The organism is Parabacteroides vesiculifaciens (assembly GCF_049860805.1).
Lineage (GTDB): Bacteria > Bacteroidota > Bacteroidia > Bacteroidales > Tannerellaceae > Parabacteroides.
Genome location: NZ_CP187555.1, coordinates 4,138,539 through 4,156,952, shown reverse-complemented (window position 1 = coordinate 4,156,952; position 18,414 = coordinate 4,138,539). Strand labels below are relative to the sequence as shown.

The window sequence follows — 18,414 nt, the reverse complement described above, 5'->3', positions numbered from 1 at the left end:
CTTTTTATTCATCCTGCATCAACGCCGAACGCCCCCCGTCCATCAGGATCGTCGTCCCGCTGATAAACCGGGCATACGGGGAGGCGAGATAGACACATAAGGCCCCTACTTCCTCAACCGTCCCGATCCGTTTGACCGGATGCAGACCGATCGTCCGCCGGCGTTCCGCTTCGGGATCGGGAAAAGAGTCGAACCAAGTGTCGTTGCCCGCCGTATCGATAAATCCGGGAGCTACCCCCACCGTACGGACAGCCGGTCCCCACTCGATCGCCAGGCTGCGCACTAAGCCAGTGATAGCCGTCTTCGTCACGTTATAGGGAAAGCAACCGGGGATGGAGCTGAAAGCATGGTTGGAGGTCATCAGGAGCAGGACACCTTCGCCGCTCTTTTCTAAATAAGGCTTGCAGAGCCGGGCTAAACGCCAGTGGGAAGCCAAGTTCAGATCGAGGTTGTAGTGCCAACGCTCCTCCGTGCAGCCTTCGGCTCCCTCGAACACGTTCATGCCGGCGTTGGAGACAACCATGTCTATACGCCCGAAGGTACGAACCGTATCTTCGACGAAGCCTTTCAGCTCCTCCGCATCCGTCACATCCGCGGGGCGGTAGAACGAGCGTACGCCCTCCTGTTCTACCGCCTCGCGGAAAGCCTGCACGCTCGCATCTTCCGGAGACTTACGCGAACAGCCTGCCACATGGGCGCCAGCCTTGGCAAACTCCTTAGCGACGCCCAGCCCGATCCCGGAGGAAACTCCAGTGACCAGGACCACCTTATCTTTATAATCGAGTACAAAGCTCATAGGGATCAGATATAAAAGTTATCGGGAGCATCCGTCGTGATGCCGGGGTATTTCTCCATCTCCTCCTCGACTAAGTCCACGCCCAGGCCGGGACGGCCGGAGAGGTGCAGGTGGCCGTCGTAGACCATCTCGGCTATCGGGTGGTCAATCACCGTGTCGCGCCAGGGGACATCGTTGAACATGAACTCCTGACGGAAGAAGTTCGGGATAGCGGCGCAAACATGCGAAGAGGCGAGTGTCGAGAGAGGGCCGTTCGGGTTATGCGGGGCGATCAGGACGTTGTAGGCTTCCGCCATCGTAGCCATCCGCTTCATCTCGGACGGTCCGCCGCAACGGGTGATGTCGGGCATGATCACATCGCACACATGCTTTTCCAGCAGGGAGCGGATGCCGAAGCGGGTGTAATGGCGCTCGCCTACGCAGATGGCGACATCCGACGGGATGCGTTCGCGCATGGCACGGAGCGTCTGCGAACTTTCCGGGCCGGCGGGTTCCTCATACCAGGTGATATCGAGCTTCGCCAAGCGTTCCGCCATCTTGACGGCTACGCGGTAATTGAGCATGGCGTGTGTCTCGATCATGATGTCGCATTCGGGACCGACAGCTTCGCGCACAGCTTTGGAGACGTTGAACGCCAGGTCCTGCTGTTCGACCGTCAGGGTCAGGTTGGAGGCGAGGTCTTCGCCATAAAAGTAGTTCGTGTGGGCGAAGGGGTCGAACTTCAGGCCGGTGAATCCTGCGTCCATGACACGGCGGGCCTGGGCGGCATAATCCGCCTCGTTATGTCCGCCGCCCGTAAACCAGTAATTAGCATAGAGCAGGATATCCTTGCGATAGGCTCCGCCCAGCAGTTCGTAGCAGGGAACGCCCAGCATCTTTGCTTTCAAGTCGAGGAGCGCCATGTCGATTCCACTGATCGCACAGAGGCTGGCTCCGTACGGGCCGATCCAGTTCAGGTCTCGGTAGAGCTTCGTCCAGATAAAATCGGTCTTCATCGGGTCGAGGCCGATGATGCGCTGTCCGGCATGCTTGGCGGCTTCGAAAACGATCGGGCTGCCAGGCCAGTTGGTGGCTTCGCCTACGCCGGTATAGCCTTCGTCGGTATAGATCTTCAATAATGTCCAGTTATATTTGATGCCCTGGACAAGCCATACTTTTACATCTGTAATCTTCATCGTATTGTTTCCTTCCTTATTATATTATCTTACATGATTCCGTATGTATCGAAAGCGTCGCGCGCCTTCATCCCTTCCTGTATCTTCTTTAAGACCATCCGCTCGCCACGGGCTTTCTCTAAGGCACGGGTAAAGACCTCTTCCTCGATCTCGCGGGGCACGACGCATACGCCGTCGATGTCGCCGACCAGGATATCCCCGTCATTGATCCGTACGCCCTCCATCTCGATCGGCACACGGTAGTCGATAACCTTTCCACGAGGAGCCTGGTCCTGGGCGTAAGGCCCATAAGAGAAACAGGGGAAGTCGAGCGCCAGAATCCCCTTCGTATCGCGGGAATATCCGTTGACAACCGTCCCGGCCGCCTTGCACTGGATCGCACGGGCGCTCATCAACTCACCCCATAAGGCATAGATAGGGGAAGATCCGGAACAAACATACACCTCGTCTTCCTTCAGGTCGTCCAACGCTTCGAGCATCAGGCCGAAGGAACGTTTCAACACGGGGTTCACCCCTGCCTCGCGGCCGGCATCGAGCACATCGGCTTCGAGCACCGTCATCGCACGCCCGGCCACCAGCATATCGTCGCGAAGCGGACGGATACGAGGGGGCAGAAACTGCCGGGTGTATCCCATCTTGTCCATAATATCACCGACCACCGCGGTGTAAAGCTCTTCTTTTATCAAAGCAAACAGGGCTTTATCATCTTTCCATTCTTTCATTGTATATTCCTTTTTATCGTTTATCTTTCTGCTTACAAAGATAAACCCCGGAGAGGGGAAGGCACGGCTGGAAAGGACCCGGTTGCTTATGCTACGAGGAACAGATAAAGAGAAAAAGTAGAGAAAACGGCACTCCTATTTCGTTACCTCGCGCGGGGAGATGCCCATTTGCTGTTTGAATATCCGGGAGAAGTACTGGGGGGACTGGAAACCGCAGGCAAAGCAGACCTCCTTAACGGACATCTCCGTATTCCTGAGCAGCTCGATCGCTTTGTTGATCCGGATCTGGTTCAGGTAGTCCAACGGGGAAAGGTTCAGGTATTGGGAGAACAACTTGCGCAGATAGCGCTCCCCTACTCCTGTCCGGGAGGCGACATCGCTGATCGTCATATCGGATTGGTAATTCAAACGGATATAGGAGATCGCCTTCTTCAGCGAATCGTTGGCACAAATCGGCAGGTAGGCCTCATCGAGATAGCGGTAGATCAAGATCAGCAGCTCGGCGTAATACATGACGACTAAATACTGGTAGTATTTACTCTTCTGGTTCATCTCATTGACAATGCGCTGCACGGCACGCATGATACGGACGTTATTCACAATCTTGATCAACCGGTTCTCTTCCGAAAAGATCGTGACAGGGGTCAGGTCATCCGTTTCTTCCTGTCCATGGGGATTAAAGCGGAAGAATACTTCGGGCAGGAATTCTAACTGCATCAGGGTCGTATCTTCGGAACCGGCCTCAAACGTGTGTTCGACGTTGGAGCAGATCACCATCATCTCGTTCTCCTTGAAGCTGATGCTCTCGTTCTCGAGATGCAGGATGCAGTTTCCTTTCTTCACGTAATTGATCTCGATACGCAGATGCTTGTGCGGCCCGAAAGTCTCGAAGGGTAGAAACGAGACAAAACGGAACACATCTGCCAGCCGTTTGTGCTTCAGATTCTCAGTGATGCCCTCCAGCATTCCCCATAATGATTGTTCTGCAGATTGTCCCATAACGTATTGTTCTTATTGAGAGAACAAATCTACTAAAAACGATCAAACCAAGCAGGACGATCCGAGCATAAAATGAACCCGACGGGCCGAAAATTACAAATCAGACAGGCTACAGGGTATTTGCTTATACCCCATAGCCTGTCCGGTTATACCCTATAGCCTGCAAAAGTACAGGCTATAGGGTGAGTCAAGATCCGGTACTATTATTATTTACAAAATTAGTATCCAGGGTTCTGTTCAATAGCCGGTGTCGCATCGATCACACTTTGCGGGATCGGCCACAGGTAATGTTTAGCCGGGTCGAAGAGACGCGTTTCCACTTCAATACGATTATCCGTCAGATTCAAAGCACCGGTTTCAGGGTCTACAGTTCCCAGAAGGGCACCGTATACTCTACCCGGCATCACCTCTTCACCAATCTTCCAGCGGCAGATATCGAACCAGCGAAGTCCTTCAAGCGCCATTTCGACACGGCGTTCGCGGCGAACGAGTTCGCGCATCTTCACCTGATTGTTATAAACAGCCTTATCCACTTCCGGCATTCCGGCACGTGTACGGATTGAGTTCAATGCCTCATAGACAGAAGCATCGATCTGGTTCAGCTCTATTTTGGATTCAGCATACATCAGCAATACTTCGGCGTAACGCATCACGATGGCATTCATGGCTGTATTCCACATATCGTCATAATCCCCCAGGTTGTCGATGTATTTACGCGGATGATATCCCGTTTTGGAACGGCCGTAAGGCGCATAATAATCGCCTGTCGGGTCTTTTACGTCGATCGGGTTAAAGTAGTTCCCTTCATATAAGCAACCCGGATAGATCAGGGTTGCAGCCAGACGGGGATCACGGTGCTGATAGGGCTCTTTCTTATCATAGACAGAAGATTCTGCAATCGTTTTCCCGTCTATACATTCATAAGCATCCGCCAACGACTGCGTAGGGTTGATAGAAGACCATCCACCTACCGATGCCGGGGGCATCACACCGAGTATTCCATTCTTTGCCAGATTTTCAACATACTGAACATCCATGATTACTTCCGAATTACCGACATTGGCAATTTTAAACAAGCCCTTATAATCAGGGAATAGCTGATATCCGAGTTTCATAATCTGTTCGCAGGTGGCAGCACAGGCAGCATAATCGCTTTTAAAGATTTCCATGCGGGCTTTCAATGTCAGGGCTGCGCCTTTTGTTACACGTCCGACATCACTGCTTGCATACTTTTCCGGCAATAGCGGAGCAATCTCCGTTAACTCATCAAGGATGAATTTCTGCACCTCTTCTTTAGGCGTACGGGGCAAGTTCGAATCATTAACACCCAACACTTCCTTAACCAAAGGAACATCTCCATACAGCGTAACTTTCAGGAAATAATGCCAAGCTCTTAAGAAACGGACCTCGGCAATCAAGCGGGTACGGAGTTCCTCGTCCATCGTCGGACGATCAATATTTGCAAGGAAATTGTTACAACGGACAATCTTATCATACTTCATGTAATTCTGTCCATAGTCAGTCGGGGTTGCATAACCGGTAGCCTGTACCTGCCAGTTTTCCCACGAGAATGGATTATAAGAATTATCGGATGCACAATCAAAGTAGACTACCTCATCCATACTGAACCATCCCTCATAACATCCTGTCGTTGCAGCCAAAGCATCTTTTTCGGTATTCCAAGAGGCTTCATTGGAAGGCTGGTCCAGAGGATTCCTATCTAAAAAATCACTGCTGCAAGAGGTAATAAAAAGCAACAGGATTGCATATAAACTATACTTCTTCATAACTGATCTATTTAAAAGGTTACATTTAAACCAAACGTATTTACTTTTACCTGCGGGTAATAAGCACGAGCACCAGCAGGAGCTTCAGGATCGAAACCATCATTAAAGCCTGTGAATGTCAACAAGTTCTGACCACTATAGTATACCCGGATACGAGGAATACGAATAAAGTCGGATACACTCTTCGGCAATGTATAACCGATCTGGAAGTTCTTCATTCTTAAATATGAAGAATTGATTATCCAGAAATCAGACGGGTTAGCACTCGATGAGTTCTGGGTGAAACCAGAAGTTCCGGTTAAAGGACGTGGAAACTTTCCGTTCGGATTCGTCTCGGCATCCCAGGAATCCCGGAACAAGGTTGTCGGCTTTCCGGTCATCCCTTCCAGATTACCGATCGTCTCATTCTGCAAAAAGCCTTTAACATCAGCAGCACCCTGGAAGAACATGGAAGCATCGAAACCTTTCCAAGTCGCGCTCAGATTCAAACCGAATGTCCAGCTCGGATCCCAACTACCTAAATATACGCGGTCTTCACCATCTATCTTACCATCGCCGTTCTGATCCTTGTACTTCAAGTCTCCCAACCCGGCCTTGTCTCTATTGATAACAGCACTGCTTTCCAAATCATCTTTATCAGTAAATATTCCTAACACCTCATAGCCGCCATAAGAATTGATAGGCCGTCCCTCTTGTTTAAACTTGAATCCATCCCATATTTTAGCTCCATTATTACGCAAGTTCGTTACTTCATTCTTATTGTAAGCAATATTGGCTGTTGCATTAAAAGTAAAGTCTTTCTTTGCCAACTTATAACCTAATTGGAATTCGATACCCTTATTCGTTACCTCGCCCGCATTCTGATAAGGGGGTTCCATCCCATAAAGGGTACTGACCGGCAACTTCATCAAGATATCATAAGTCTTTTTCCAATAAGCATCAACTGAAAGGGTGAACATATTTCCAAGGAAACCCGCATCCAAACCAATATTGGTCGTTTTGGATGTCTCCCATTTCAAATCGCTGTTTGCTCCGTCGACAGGGGCTATCCCTTGGCTTACCTTACCGCCGAAAGCATAGTTCTTCTGTGCAAGAACAGATTGATACGGGTAAAACTCAATCGACTTTCTGTTGTCGGTCCCCAGCTGCTGGTTTCCAAGTTTACCCCAGCCACCTCTGATTTTCAGGTCGGATAACACCTCGCGGGCCGGTTCCATAAAAGGTTCGTTGATAATACGCCAGGCAGCAGAAAATGAAGGGAATGTCCCCCAACGGCTTTCGCTACGGATACGAGAAGTTCCATCCCGACGGATATTAGCTTCGAACAGATATTTATTATCGTAATCGTACGTCACACGTCCGAAGAAAGAGCGCAAAGCATACTCGTTGGCCGAACCTTCAGCTGTCTGTCCGTCCGGTGAACCGGCATTGAGTTCCAACAAGTCATTTGTCAGAAAATTAATGCGCTTACCGATTGTCCAGTCACGACGGCTATATTCCTGAGAAAAACCGGCTAATGCACCCACCGTATGTTTACCAAACGTATTGTTGTAGGTCAACAAGGTTTGCAAGTTTAGCATTGTATAATCCTCACGGTCATCGTACTGGCTATTTGGTCCCTGATACATGGTAGGATCGCCTGTTTTCCAGTTATAATACTGAATATCTTTGATAAAACGTTCTGTCGACCGTCCCGTATATTCATATCCCATTACTTCCTGGATTTTCAAGCCTTTTATAATTTCATACCCCACATTCCCTACGGCACGGGTCGTGTGGTATTTCTCGGCTTTGTTTCCTCCCAGATCCATCCAAGCAATAGGATTACCATCCGTTATATATCCGTAATATCCATTTGAATATTTATAGGGGACAAACGGAGCTATACGGTTAACCTGTCTCATGATCTGATATAAATCATCATAATAAGGAGTCGTAGGCTCATTCGATATCCCATGAGTATAAGAGAAATTAACCCCGGCAGAAAATTTATTGATCTGGGTATTAATGTTTCCCCTTAAGTTATAGCGTTTAAAATCAGTCTGGTCGATTATACCGTCCTGACCGAGATAGCCAAGAGAAAACATATAAGTAGTAGTTTCGCTACCTCCACTCACTTCCGCTCTATGACTTTGCTGGAAACCTTTATCTTTATAGAAGAGACTTTGCCAATCCGTATTCGGGAAATTATCGGGATCACTTCCGTTTCTGAATTTTTCAATTTCTTCTGCGGTATAAGCGGGTGGTTTTGTCGGATCCTGGTTATACAAGGCCTTATTATATAATGCAGCATATTCATGAGAAGGTAAATACTCAGGCATCGCTGTCGGAGACTGCCACCCCACATAGCCGTCATATTTCAAAGTAGCGGCTTTTTTACTACCTTTCTTTGTCGTAACCAGCACAACCCCGTTGGCTGCACGTGAACCGTAGATGGCTGCCGATGCCGCATCTTTCAGTACGGAGAGGCTTTCGATGTCGTTGGGATCGATATCGTTGATAGTCGAAACGATCAGGCCGTCGACAACATACATCGGATTCGCATTGTTCAGCGTGCCGACGCCACGGATGCGGATGGAAGAGTTGTCCTTACCCGGCTGCCCGCTGTTCTGTACGACCGTAACACCCGGAAGCATCCCCTGCAAAGCGGTAGATGCATTCGTCACAGGTCTGTTTGCCAGCGACTCGGAGTTGATGGCTGCGACAGATCCCGTCATGTTGACCTTCTTCTGCACGCCATAGCCGACAACTACCACTTCTTCCAGATTCTGGGTATCTTCTTTCAATACGATCCGGAAATCCGATTTACTACCGACCGGAATCTCCTGGCTGATATAGCCGATATAAGAGATCAGCAATTTGGCTCCCGCCGGGACATCCAATTCGAATTTTCCATCCATATCCGTAATGGTACCGTTTGTCGTCCCCTTCACTGAAACATTTGCGCCAATCACAGGAAGCCCCTCCTGGTCGACTATCACCCCTGATATCTTAGAATCGTTTATCATGGATATTTTCATGATATCTGAATTCTTTTCAATAACTGTTTCAGCTGAAACAGATGTGCTTTCCACACATAATAGCCCCGCTCCGGCGAGCAGGATTTTAAAATAATTTACACCATTTGTTTTGTTCATAATAATGGAATTAAATAATTAACAGGATATACAGCACTACGCCGCATACATAAAATGTCTCACTACTCCGATTGATTTCAAAACCTGCACAATTGATGCCAGGGTTCTTTTCAGCATACATGTTCTTATTTAAATTACTAACAATCATTACGCAATAGGGTATGCGTACCGAAGACTTGAGTCTTCGGTACAGGGATAAATGCATTTATCGTTTTATAGCAATATATAAGTCGAAAGAGTTCTAACTACCCAAAAGCAACCTCACATAACATCATCAGTAAAAGAGTTAATTTCGTGTCTTAAAATTAGGCAAAGTAAGGAAGAACCGGTCAACCTGAAAATAAACAACAACAAGATAAGAATGGACAATCTTACAATTACTCTACTCTCACCACAATCCTTCCCCCGATCCGATCCCCTTTTTTCAGCGGCTTCCGGTAGGGAGCATAATAGCTGCTTAGAAACATCTCGTTTCCCGCCGTCACAAAATCGGCAACCAAAAAGCGGATCTTATCTTTTTCCAACCAAGAGCGCCAATGCTGTTTACCATCGGAAGGAACGGTTATCTTATTGCTGTTTCCGTCCTTCAAGCCGGCATACCAGATGTTCCGACGGGTAGAGCGGAAATCATTACTTCCCAATTCATTATAATCCATGCTCCAAGACCATGCAGGCTCCGTACGCGGATCGACATTCGCAGGGAGTCCCTCATAAAAGAGGCTGGCTTCACCTACCGGACGGCTGATATGGTCGGAAGGATAGACGCTCCACATTCCATCCCGGCGCCAAAAGGTCTTGTCGAAAGAAGCAGGAGCTTCAAACACTAATCCCCACTGCCTCGGGTTCACATCTTCCAGGGCATTGAAGGAATACGTTACCGACAATTCACCACCTGCATTTATTTTCAGGTCATAAGAGCCGGAGAACTCTTTATAAGTGCCTGCCACCTTTATCACTACGTCATCACCCTGTTGGACCGCCTCTACTTTCTCGACTTGCCAGCCGGAACAGAGGTCATTGAATACTGGCGTATTGGCATTGTGATTCGGATAGCATCCGCCACCGGTCAAGGGTAAGGCCATCAGCCACGGACCGCCGTTCAGGATTTCCTTTTTCCCTTTCTTTACCGAGAGTATCTGCCCGGAAGAACGGCTGACTTCACAGGTGAAATCTTTTCCGGTAACGATATAGCGGTCTTTCTTCTCTTTCAAGCGGGTAGAAACAGACGGCAATGCCTGCAATTCGTTCTGCATTTGTCTGCCGACAGGGATCAGGTATTCATCGGCGGTAAAGCCGCGGGGATCGACAAAAGACAGATAGAGCTCATTCGCCTTTTCGGGATGGGCAAGCCGAATGTGCAACCGTCCCTTTTCACCAGGTTCGAGGTCAACGAAAGCAGTTCCCTTTTCTTCTCCATATAACCAATCGATCCGCAGTTCGTTCAGATTAGTATAGGTGTACCGGTTTTCAAGGTCGATGACCAATTCACGCGCCGGGGACAAGTTCTTTGTCTCCACACAAACCGGGCTGTATATCTTTTTCATGTCCCAATACTCCGGTTTCGGGCGGCGCCAACCGTCGATCGGTCCCCAGGGGCCATAGCCCACAGCACCGCCATCGGGCATCTGGAAAATATCGTCGATACCTGACCAGATGGAACCACCCAGCACACCCGGCGTCTTATACATATTATCCCATGTAGGAGCCAGCGCCAACGCCCAGTCACTCCGGATTCCGGGGTCCGTCACCAGTTCGCTCCGGTTATAGACATTCAGGTGGCAATATTCGCCGTAGGTCATCGGGCGGTCGCTCTTCGCAGCGACCTTATATCCGTCAGGACCCGGATAATGGATGTTCGCGATCGGAGCCGTGCTGCCTTGGTTGTTGAACCCGCCATAGGCCTGGTCGTGGAACGTGAACGGACGGGTAGGATCGGCTTTTTCCATATAGACTTCCACCTGTGCAAATTCCTTATTCCAATATGATTCGTTCGCCATCGACCAGAAGATAATGGAGGGATGATTCCGATAGAACTGGATCATCTCCATATTCGCCTGCAATACATACGGGTAATATTCAGGATTGCGGTAGTTCAGCACCTTCCAGTTTTCATTCGCATGATGGCCGATCCAGCAGACCGGAGCCTCCACTTCCACGAACATCCCCAGTTCGTCACAGACTTCCAACAGCTCTTCGCAAGGGGGATAATGGGAGGTACGGATAAAATTGCAGTTCGCATCCCGGTACAGTTCGACATCTTTCCGTTCCAGGGCCGGATTCATCACACGTCCGGTCAACGGGTGCATTTCATGGCGACACACGCCTCTCAGCTTGACAGCCTTCCCGTTCACCAACATACGGTTCCCCTCAATCTCGATCTCACGGAAACCGAATCGTTTCTCCACCTGTTCGATCACCTTATCCGAAGTTCCGACTTCGATTTTCATCGTATATAAAGACGGATGTTCGTTATCCCATTTATCGGGCGAAGCCACTTTTCCGGTCAGCCAACCGTTCCAGGTCGAACCGGCTGCTATTTCGGAAATATGCCGGCTCAGGACAACAGGCAAGCCAGAGAGGGAGAGGCGAACCGAAACATCTTTCCGTACGTCTTCCGAGTTATTTGTGACCGACACATAGACTTTCAGATCCGCATCCTTATAGGATTCGTCCAGATCCGTCACGATACGGAGATCGGACAGATGAACATCCGGCACGGCAAAGAGCGTCACTTTACGGGTGATCCCTCCCAACTGATGTGCGGCATATTGAGTAAGGCTTCCCAACATATCTGCCAACGACTCGCTACGAACCCGCAGGGCCAACAGGTTTTCACCGGCTTTCAGCCCTTTCGTAATATCGAGTTCAAAGGCAGTCATTCCTCCCATGTGTGAACCGGCTTCCTTTCCATTCAAATAGACGACTGACTCGCTGGAAACACCGTCGAAACGCAGCTTCACTTGTTTACCCTGCCAATCCGCCGGCAGCGTGAATGTAGTCTGATAGCCTCCGAAACCGGCGGAATCGACTTTAAAGCCTTGCATGGACCACTGCCCCGGGACTACGATCGGTTTCCAGTCCCGCCCGTCCTGTTTCTGTTCGTAAAAACGGGCGGCGGGCTTTTCATTAAATAACCAGGTCCCGTTTAACGAGAGAACCGGATTATATACGCCTGCTACCCGGTGGGGCTTGACCGTATATATAGGTAAGACTTTTTCTGCACAGACAGTGGTGTCCACCGTATAAGCCTGGGTATGCACCAACTCCTTCCTGCGTTCTTCCCCGAAAGGTTTCAACGGGGTGGGATTGGATGAATACAGGTTCAGTTCCGAGACAATCGCATTATCTCCTTTCAGAGCTTCGAAGACCAAGATCAACTGTCCGTAAGCATAGGCCTTCTTCGGCAGGTCGATCATATAGCGTTGCTCCTTTCCTTTTTCAAGCACGACGGGGCCCTGCACTTCGTTGCCGTCGGCCACAATGCGCTGTTCCCTCCGGTTGTCAGCGAGATAGACGACCTCCATCCTATAATCGGCCTGTATATCCATCTGATCGAACGCATAGATGACCGTCCCGCCGAAATTGCAGGTTTTCGCCTCCTTGCTTCCTGTGAAAAAATCCGGCAACGTATAGTCGTCTCCCTTGATCAGGAAAGCTTGTGTATTTGTTACTCCACAGTCGTTTGTCGCCACCCGCTGCATCTCCTTGTTCTGGGCCTGCAAGCCAAGGCACAAAAAGAGCATAAGTCCAGTATTGAATAGCTTGTTTTTACATAGATTGACCATACGCATATTTGTTTCCGTTTTATATTTACATTATCTGATATGCAAAAATACGGACAATCTCAACATCTTTCTCCTCTCTATTCTAATTGAATACACACCTGCCAGGAACAAAAAACAGGAAAACTAACACAAAACGGAACTGCTCCCAGATACGGCAGCCAATCAGTAGACTTTAAGCTTTTGCATACCTCCTTTTTTAAACTCGATAGCCCCCGGATACGAGTTTTTCCGGCTTCTTTTATTACCCAGATAATCCCTATTCAAGACTTTCGGTGTTTCCGATCCTCCAACAAAAGACTGATGGGAAATGGCTGTTTTTCCAAGTTCGGAGGGATAGACAAGTGTTCTGCTTCTCTGCCTTGCCCAATCTTCCGACACATTCATCTGCAAATACCAACTACCTGCTTCCTCGACGATGCTGATACCGACATTATGGTTCGAATCTACTTGAGGATCGATTTCCATTTTGGCGGGAACGGCTCCTTGTAAAAACAGGTTTCCTTTCATCCTGACCGGTAGCAGACATTCATCATATGGGGTTAAGTCTATACGTGTAAACAAATTGTTATAATATGTAGCATCTCCGCACGGGCAAGTATGAAGGCCGACTATTTGCGTTCCATGAGGGATCAAATAAGGGGTTTCCCGACTGTCTTCCTTGCCTGTCGGCCATATTTTCCAAGCTATTATATTATTAATAAATGCTATTCCCTGCGAAAGCTTTACCTGAGCCAGTTCTTCCGATAAAAACAAATTATTATCCACCAAGACCGGTCCATGATTGACTTCCAAAGAAAAGTCCTGCACTTTATTATCGTGCAACAGGTTTCTGGTAATCCTCGTACCCTGTGCCATCCAATCCAACCATATACCGCCCTCCGTACGATAAATATGATTATGGTTGATGGTCACATCTATGGGAGCATGCAGTTTCAGACCGGCTATTTCATACCCCCAGAATTGTTGATTCAAGCCTATATCATAGATCACATTATCAGCGATCACACTGTAAATGGCACCTAAGCTACCGGCAATACCAGCCTGACCACAATCGGAAATACGATTATTCCTTACGATATGGCTACCTATCGACTCCCGGTTCCAGTTATTTTCCAAAGCCCGTTCCGTTGTTTTGACGAAAGCTTCGGCCGACTCTGATTTATTATCCCACTCATCACCATATTTGCCTAAGGTGACCCCTACACATTTGGAATGGCTGATCGTATTATCTTCTATAATCCAGCCTTTGCTCCAATGCGTGCCAAGTAAGCCTATCTGTTCGGCAGTCGGAGGAGCCCAAGGGGTCGCAGCATGACTCATTATGAATCCTTTCACATGGATATAATTCATATACGGTTTTTCCGGATAGAAGACGGACTGGCGTACATTGATCTCAACCGTTTGTTCATTCGGATTACAGTCTATAAAATTGGCCCATATATAAGTCGTATCTTCTTCTGCCTTTGCAAACCATAATGCCTGATCCGCACCAGTAAAAACGACATTTTCCAATGTTTCAGACTCTGTAAGAGCGACATTTTCAATATAGACTTCTCCCGTATGACACCATTTTCCACGTTCCAGCCAGTCTCCATGAATCGTATCAGCATATGGGTTAAAGATGCCAAAAAAGACATTCGGTATCTTCACCATCCAGGTATTCCGGTCAATATGTCTCCACCCTTTCATAATCTCCGAGCCTTTAATCTCAACCCTTTCTCCGGTAGCCGCCTGATACCGGATCATTTTTTCCGGCGATTCTCCGCCACGTGGCGGATTCACGTGTTCCCGATAAACACCTTCATGTACAGTTATGACATCACCAGGTTTAGCAAGCTCCGCAGCAGCCTGGATCGTTTTCAATGGAGATGAGAGTGTTCCATTATTCACATCAGAGCCCATGAAACTTACATGTATCTCCCGGCAAGCAGACATTTTTTGTGCATGTGTCGTAATCCCCGGTAAAAAATATGACAAGAGAACTGTCCAGATAATTAAATAATTGTACTTCATAATATTATTCAAATTTGCAACAATGTCTGTTACTCAGACATTGTTGCAAATTTACAGTATGTAACCGGGGTCTGAAATGGATAAAACTTGTTATTAACATGGACTATCATTGCTTTTCACTATATTTGTATTTCACATATTGGAAAGTACATGAAGTTAGCACTCGGTTTCAAAGGAGAAAGGTTTATTTATCTGCCGTTACCATTATTGGAGGCGATGGATCAAAATCCGTTAACGGGAGACTTATATATCTATTCCTTGGGTTATTTCACACGAGCAACCCATCATTATTTCGACCGTCCTCACGGATGTGACCAATACTTGTTTATCTATTGCAAGGAAGGTTGCGGACATATCCGGATCGAAGATAGAGAATATGTATTGCGCCCTTATCAATTTATTATTCTCCCACCAAATATCAAGCATCAGTATGAGGCGGACGATACAGACCCGTGGAGTATCTATTGGCTGCATTTTAAAGGAAAAAAGGCAAGCCTCTATGCAACAGGATTTGATAAGCCGACATGTTTGAATCTTTCACTGGATTCCAAAATTGAAGAACGCCTGAATCTTTTTGAAGAGATGTACACGACTCTTAAGGATGGGTTCGAAACAGCCAACATCAATTATGCCAATGTCTGCCTGAACTTCTTCTTATCCTCTCTTCTTTATCTGAACCAATTCAACAGAAGCCAAGCCGGCACTTCCAAGAGCGAATATAAGGGATGTATCATTAACTGGGCTATCTATTATATGCATGAAAACATAAATAAATCATTGACATTAAAAGACATATCGTCCTATGTAAACTACTCGACTTCCTACTTTTACCGTAAGTTTATAAAAGAAACCGGTATCGCTCCTTTATCTTATTTTACATTAATGAAAATAGAGAAAGCATGCAGCCTGCTGGTTACCACTAATATGCAAATCAACCAGATCGCATCTTTGCTCGGCTACTCCGATCCCCTCTATTTTTCACGTGTTTTTACCAAAATAAAAAAAGTCTCTCCCGGCAAATACAGGGCTGGGCATAAAAGTAACCCATAAAGCAAATAGCAAGGGCTTATAAAAATTCCACCGACAAAACATAGTTGTTCGTGTAGCTATCAAAATATTATCCATTATAATCCATATTTAGTCTATTCTTTATTACAAGAGAAAGTCCTTTATTTGCATTGGAAATTCAAACTACCAATTATATATGCGACGAATCAACATTTACATGCTGCTCACTTGCCTCCTAGCAGGCTTATTATCATGTACAGACAATCCTTCCCGGATTTCCCTGGCCGGAGAATGGAGTTTTTCATTAGACAGTACCGACTTCGGTTCCATTCAATTGCCCGGTACAACCGACGATGCCGGAGCAGGGATTCCGAACCAACTGGAACCCTCCATACAGAAACCGCAGGTCCTGCACCTCACCCGCAAGAACAGCTATGTCGGGCCGGCCTGGTACAGCAAAGAGGTCGACATCCCTTCCGGCTGGAAAGGAAAAACGATCGAACTCAAGCTGGAACGGGTGATCTGGCAAACCTCCGTCTGGGTGGACGGCAAGCCGGTCGACGGGATGCAGGAGAGCCTGATCGCCCCGCATCTGTACGACCTGACGGAATATATGACTCCCGGCAAGCACAAAATAACGGTCCGCGTCGACAACCGGAAGCGATACGATATTACGGCGGGCGATATGGCACATGCCTATACCAACGAAACTCAGATTATGTGGAACGGGATCATCGGCGAAATCTCGCTGACAGCTAAAGATGCCATCTCGATCCGTGACCTACAGGCATATCCGGATTATAAAAACAAGCAGGTAAAGGTAAAATGCCTCGTAAACAATACGGGAAAGGCTACATCCGGCTCCCTGAAAGCCGACATCCGGACGGCAACCGACCCTGTTATACAAGCACAGCAACACGTGACGCTCCAGCCCGGAGAAAACCGCATCGAACTGGTCTGCCCGATCAAAGACGAGGTCAAGGTATGGAACGAGTTCACCCCTACACTCTACACCCTCCGGGCATCTATCCAGACAGATCCTTATAAAGATACCCGGGAAGTCAAATTCGGTTTCCGGGACCTGGAGAAGAAGGGACCGGCGCTTCTGTTGAACGACCGGAAGATATTTCTGAGGGGGACGCTGGAATGCTGCATATTCCCGCTAACCGGATATCCTCCTATGGAGCACGAAGGATGGGAAAAGGTATTCTCGACCGCCCGCGAATGGGGGCTGAACCATCTCCGCTTCCATTCCTGGTGTCCGCCGAAGGCTGCATTCGAGGTGGCGGACTCGCTGGGCTTTTACCTGCAAGTCGAACTTCCGCTCTGGTCAACCAACCTATGTAATGACAAACGCGCTCCCTATTTATATGCCGAAGCAGACCGCATCCTCGAAGAATACGGCAACCACCCCTCTTTCTGCCTGTTCAGCCTTGGGAACGAACTGCAATATGACTTCGGGTTCTTAGGCTCACTCCTGAACCATGTCAAAGAAAAGGACCCGCGCCATCTCTATACCACCACCTCCTTCACTTTCGAGAAAGGGCATGGTGACTGGCCGGAAACGAACGACGACTTCTTTATCACCCAATGGACCCGGAAAGGATGGGTACGCGGGCAAGGCGTATTCAACTCGGAGCCGCCCCGCTTCGACAAAGACTATTCCGCATCGGTCGAAGGGATGGAAGTCCCGCTGATCACACACGAGATAGGCCAGTATGCGGTTTATCCCGACCTGAAAGAGATCGGAAAATATACGGGCGTACTGGACCCGCTTAACTTCAAAGGGGTGAAAGAGGACCTTCGGAAGAAAGGATTGCTTGACAAGGCGGACGACTACCTGATGGCCTCCGGCAAACTGGCCGCCCTGCTCTATAAGGAAGAGATCGAAAGGGCGATGAAAACGCCGGGGATCAGCGGTTTCCAACTGCTCGACCTCCATGATTTCCCCGGACAGGGAACGGCTCTCGTCGGCCTGCTGAACGCCTTTTGGGAAAACAAGGGGGTGACGGAGGCGGCTATCTTCCGCCAGTCCTGCGCCCCGGTAACTCCGCTGGCCCGTTTCTCCAAAGCGGTATATACTTCGGGCGAGACGTTCGAAGCCGGTATCGAAGTGGTGAACTATAGTGACAAAGAAATTGACAATGCCGTTGTCGGTTGGAAGTTAGCCGACCGGGACGGTAAAGCGGTTGCAGAGGGAGAATTTGCGACACGCCCGCTGCCTGTCGGGGAGAACAGCACGACCGGTTCCATCCGCTGCCCGTTAGACGGAATCACGGAGGCTAAGGAATTGACCTTGTCGGCCACGCTGAAAGGAACGGACTATACTAACGAGTGGAAGATATGGGTATATCCGGCAGACCTCACCGTCGATAAAGGGGATATCATCGTTACCGACCGTTTCGCCGTTGCCGAAAAAGCATTGCAAGAAGGGAAGAAGGTTCTGTTCAACCCTCCTTACGAGTCGCTGAAAGGGTTGGAAGGGAAGTTCGTTCCTGTCTTCTGGAGCCCGGTGCATTTTCCCAAACAGGCCGGAACAATGGGATTGCTGCTCGATCCGGCCCACCCCGCATTCGCCCGTTTCCCGACAGAAGGACATACGGACTGGCAGTGGTGGCGGCTCGCGACAGAGTCGAAGGCACTCTGCATCGATAGCCTGCATGCCGAAGTCACTCCCCTCGTCGAATGTGTGGACAACTTTGCCAACAACCGCCGTCTGACCAACCTGTTCGAGACGAACTGCCTGAACGGAAAGTTAGTCGTGTGCAGCATGGACCTGCTTCGCGAACAAGCTGGAAACCCGGAGAAGAGGCAGTTGCTCCACAGCCTCGTGGAGTATATGAAATCCGATGCTTTCAATCCTGCACCGCATACATCGCCTGATGCTATCGGCCGTTTTTTGACCGGCGGACGATCGAGTTCGCGGGAAAAACCCGAATCCATTTATTAATATGTAAAGAAAGACTGCTATATTTGCCTTGCAACAATCGTT

At 48.6% G+C, this 18,414-nt stretch carries 10 protein-coding genes; 2 read left to right on the top strand and 8 right to left on the bottom strand.

Annotation, left to right across the window (positions count from 1 at the left end; all coding sequences use genetic code 11):
• Positions 1 to 4: 4 nt before the first annotated feature.
• From ACPYIV_RS16530 to ACPYIV_RS16495, 8 genes are all read right to left on the bottom strand, one after another.
• Positions 5 to 796: an SDR family NAD(P)-dependent oxidoreductase gene (locus ACPYIV_RS16530; protein WP_293733488.1), complete on the bottom strand. Its 792-nt coding sequence runs from the start codon at positions 794 to 796 to the stop codon at positions 5 to 7.
• Positions 797 to 801: 5 nt separating this feature from the next.
• Positions 802 to 1,971: a mandelate racemase/muconate lactonizing enzyme family protein gene (locus tag ACPYIV_RS16525; RefSeq protein ID WP_299364275.1), complete on the bottom strand. Its 1,170-nt coding sequence runs from the start codon at positions 1,969 to 1,971 to the stop codon at positions 802 to 804.
• Positions 1,972 to 2,000: 29 nt separating this feature from the next.
• Positions 2,001 to 2,693 (bottom strand): RraA family protein, encoded by a 693-nt coding sequence (locus tag ACPYIV_RS16520; protein WP_425884095.1) that lies wholly within the window; start codon positions 2,691 to 2,693, stop codon positions 2,001 to 2,003.
• Positions 2,694 to 2,828: 135 nt separating this feature from the next.
• Positions 2,829 to 3,692 (bottom strand): helix-turn-helix domain-containing protein, encoded by an 864-nt coding sequence (locus ACPYIV_RS16515; protein WP_293733485.1) that lies wholly within the window; start codon positions 3,690 to 3,692, stop codon positions 2,829 to 2,831.
• 218 nt (positions 3,693 to 3,910) lie between these two features.
• Positions 3,911 to 5,479 (bottom strand): RagB/SusD family nutrient uptake outer membrane protein, encoded by a 1,569-nt coding sequence (locus tag ACPYIV_RS16510; RefSeq protein ID WP_299364280.1) that lies wholly within the window; start codon positions 5,477 to 5,479, stop codon positions 3,911 to 3,913.
• 11 nt (positions 5,480 to 5,490) lie between these two features.
• Positions 5,491 to 8,616, bottom strand: coding sequence for a SusC/RagA family TonB-linked outer membrane protein (locus ACPYIV_RS16505; RefSeq protein ID WP_299364281.1), 3,126 nt, complete (start codon positions 8,614 to 8,616; stop codon positions 5,491 to 5,493).
• A gap of 377 nt (positions 8,617 to 8,993) precedes the next feature.
• Positions 8,994 to 12,407, bottom strand: a complete 3,414-nt coding sequence (locus tag ACPYIV_RS16500) for a glycoside hydrolase family 2 protein (RefSeq protein ID WP_363317904.1) — start codon at positions 12,405 to 12,407, stop codon at positions 8,994 to 8,996.
• Positions 12,408 to 12,563: 156 nt separating this feature from the next.
• A complete protein-coding gene (locus ACPYIV_RS16495; protein WP_299364285.1) occupies positions 12,564 to 14,414 on the bottom strand; it encodes a right-handed parallel beta-helix repeat-containing protein in 1,851 nt (616 codons plus the stop codon).
• A gap of 150 nt (positions 14,415 to 14,564) precedes the next feature.
• On the opposite strand from ACPYIV_RS16495, the gene ACPYIV_RS16490 reads away from it, so the two are divergent.
• Both ACPYIV_RS16490 and ACPYIV_RS16485 read left to right on the top strand, forming a co-directional pair.
• Positions 14,565 to 15,464, top strand: coding sequence for an AraC family transcriptional regulator (locus ACPYIV_RS16490; protein ID WP_299364287.1), 900 nt, complete (start codon positions 14,565 to 14,567; stop codon positions 15,462 to 15,464).
• 154 nt (positions 15,465 to 15,618) lie between these two features.
• Complete coding sequence (locus ACPYIV_RS16485) at positions 15,619 to 18,372, top strand: sugar-binding domain-containing protein (protein ID WP_299364289.1); 2,754 nt, start codon at positions 15,619 to 15,621, stop codon at positions 18,370 to 18,372.
• Positions 18,373 to 18,414 lie beyond the last annotated feature (42 nt).

Bases quoted from the DNA above. Each gene is read 5' to 3' on its own strand.
- ACPYIV_RS16530 (WP_293733488.1), bottom strand. From the start codon at position 796: ATGAGCTTTGTACTCGATTATAAAGATAAGGTGGTCCTGGTCACTGGA.
- ACPYIV_RS16525 (WP_299364275.1), bottom strand. From the start codon at position 1,971: ATGAAGATTACAGATGTAAAAGTATGGCTTGTCCAGGGCATCAAATAT.
- ACPYIV_RS16520 (WP_425884095.1), bottom strand. From the start codon at position 2,693: ATGAAAGAATGGAAAGATGATAAAGCCCTGTTTGCTTTGATAAAAGAA.
- ACPYIV_RS16515 (WP_293733485.1), bottom strand. From the start codon at position 3,692: ATGGGACAATCTGCAGAACAATCATTATGGGGAATGCTGGAGGGCATC.
- ACPYIV_RS16510 (WP_299364280.1), bottom strand. From the start codon at position 5,479: ATGAAGAAGTATAGTTTATATGCAATCCTGTTGCTTTTTATTACCTCT.
- ACPYIV_RS16505 (WP_299364281.1), bottom strand. From the start codon at position 8,616: ATGAACAAAACAAATGGTGTAAATTATTTTAAAATCCTGCTCGCCGGA.
- ACPYIV_RS16500 (WP_363317904.1), bottom strand. From the start codon at position 12,407: ATGCGTATGGTCAATCTATGTAAAAACAAGCTATTCAATACTGGACTT.
- ACPYIV_RS16495 (WP_299364285.1), bottom strand. From the start codon at position 14,414: ATGAAGTACAATTATTTAATTATCTGGACAGTTCTCTTGTCATATTTT.
- ACPYIV_RS16490 (WP_299364287.1), top strand. From the start codon at position 14,565: ATGAAGTTAGCACTCGGTTTCAAAGGAGAAAGGTTTATTTATCTGCCG.
- ACPYIV_RS16485 (WP_299364289.1), top strand. From the start codon at position 15,619: ATGCGACGAATCAACATTTACATGCTGCTCACTTGCCTCCTAGCAGGC.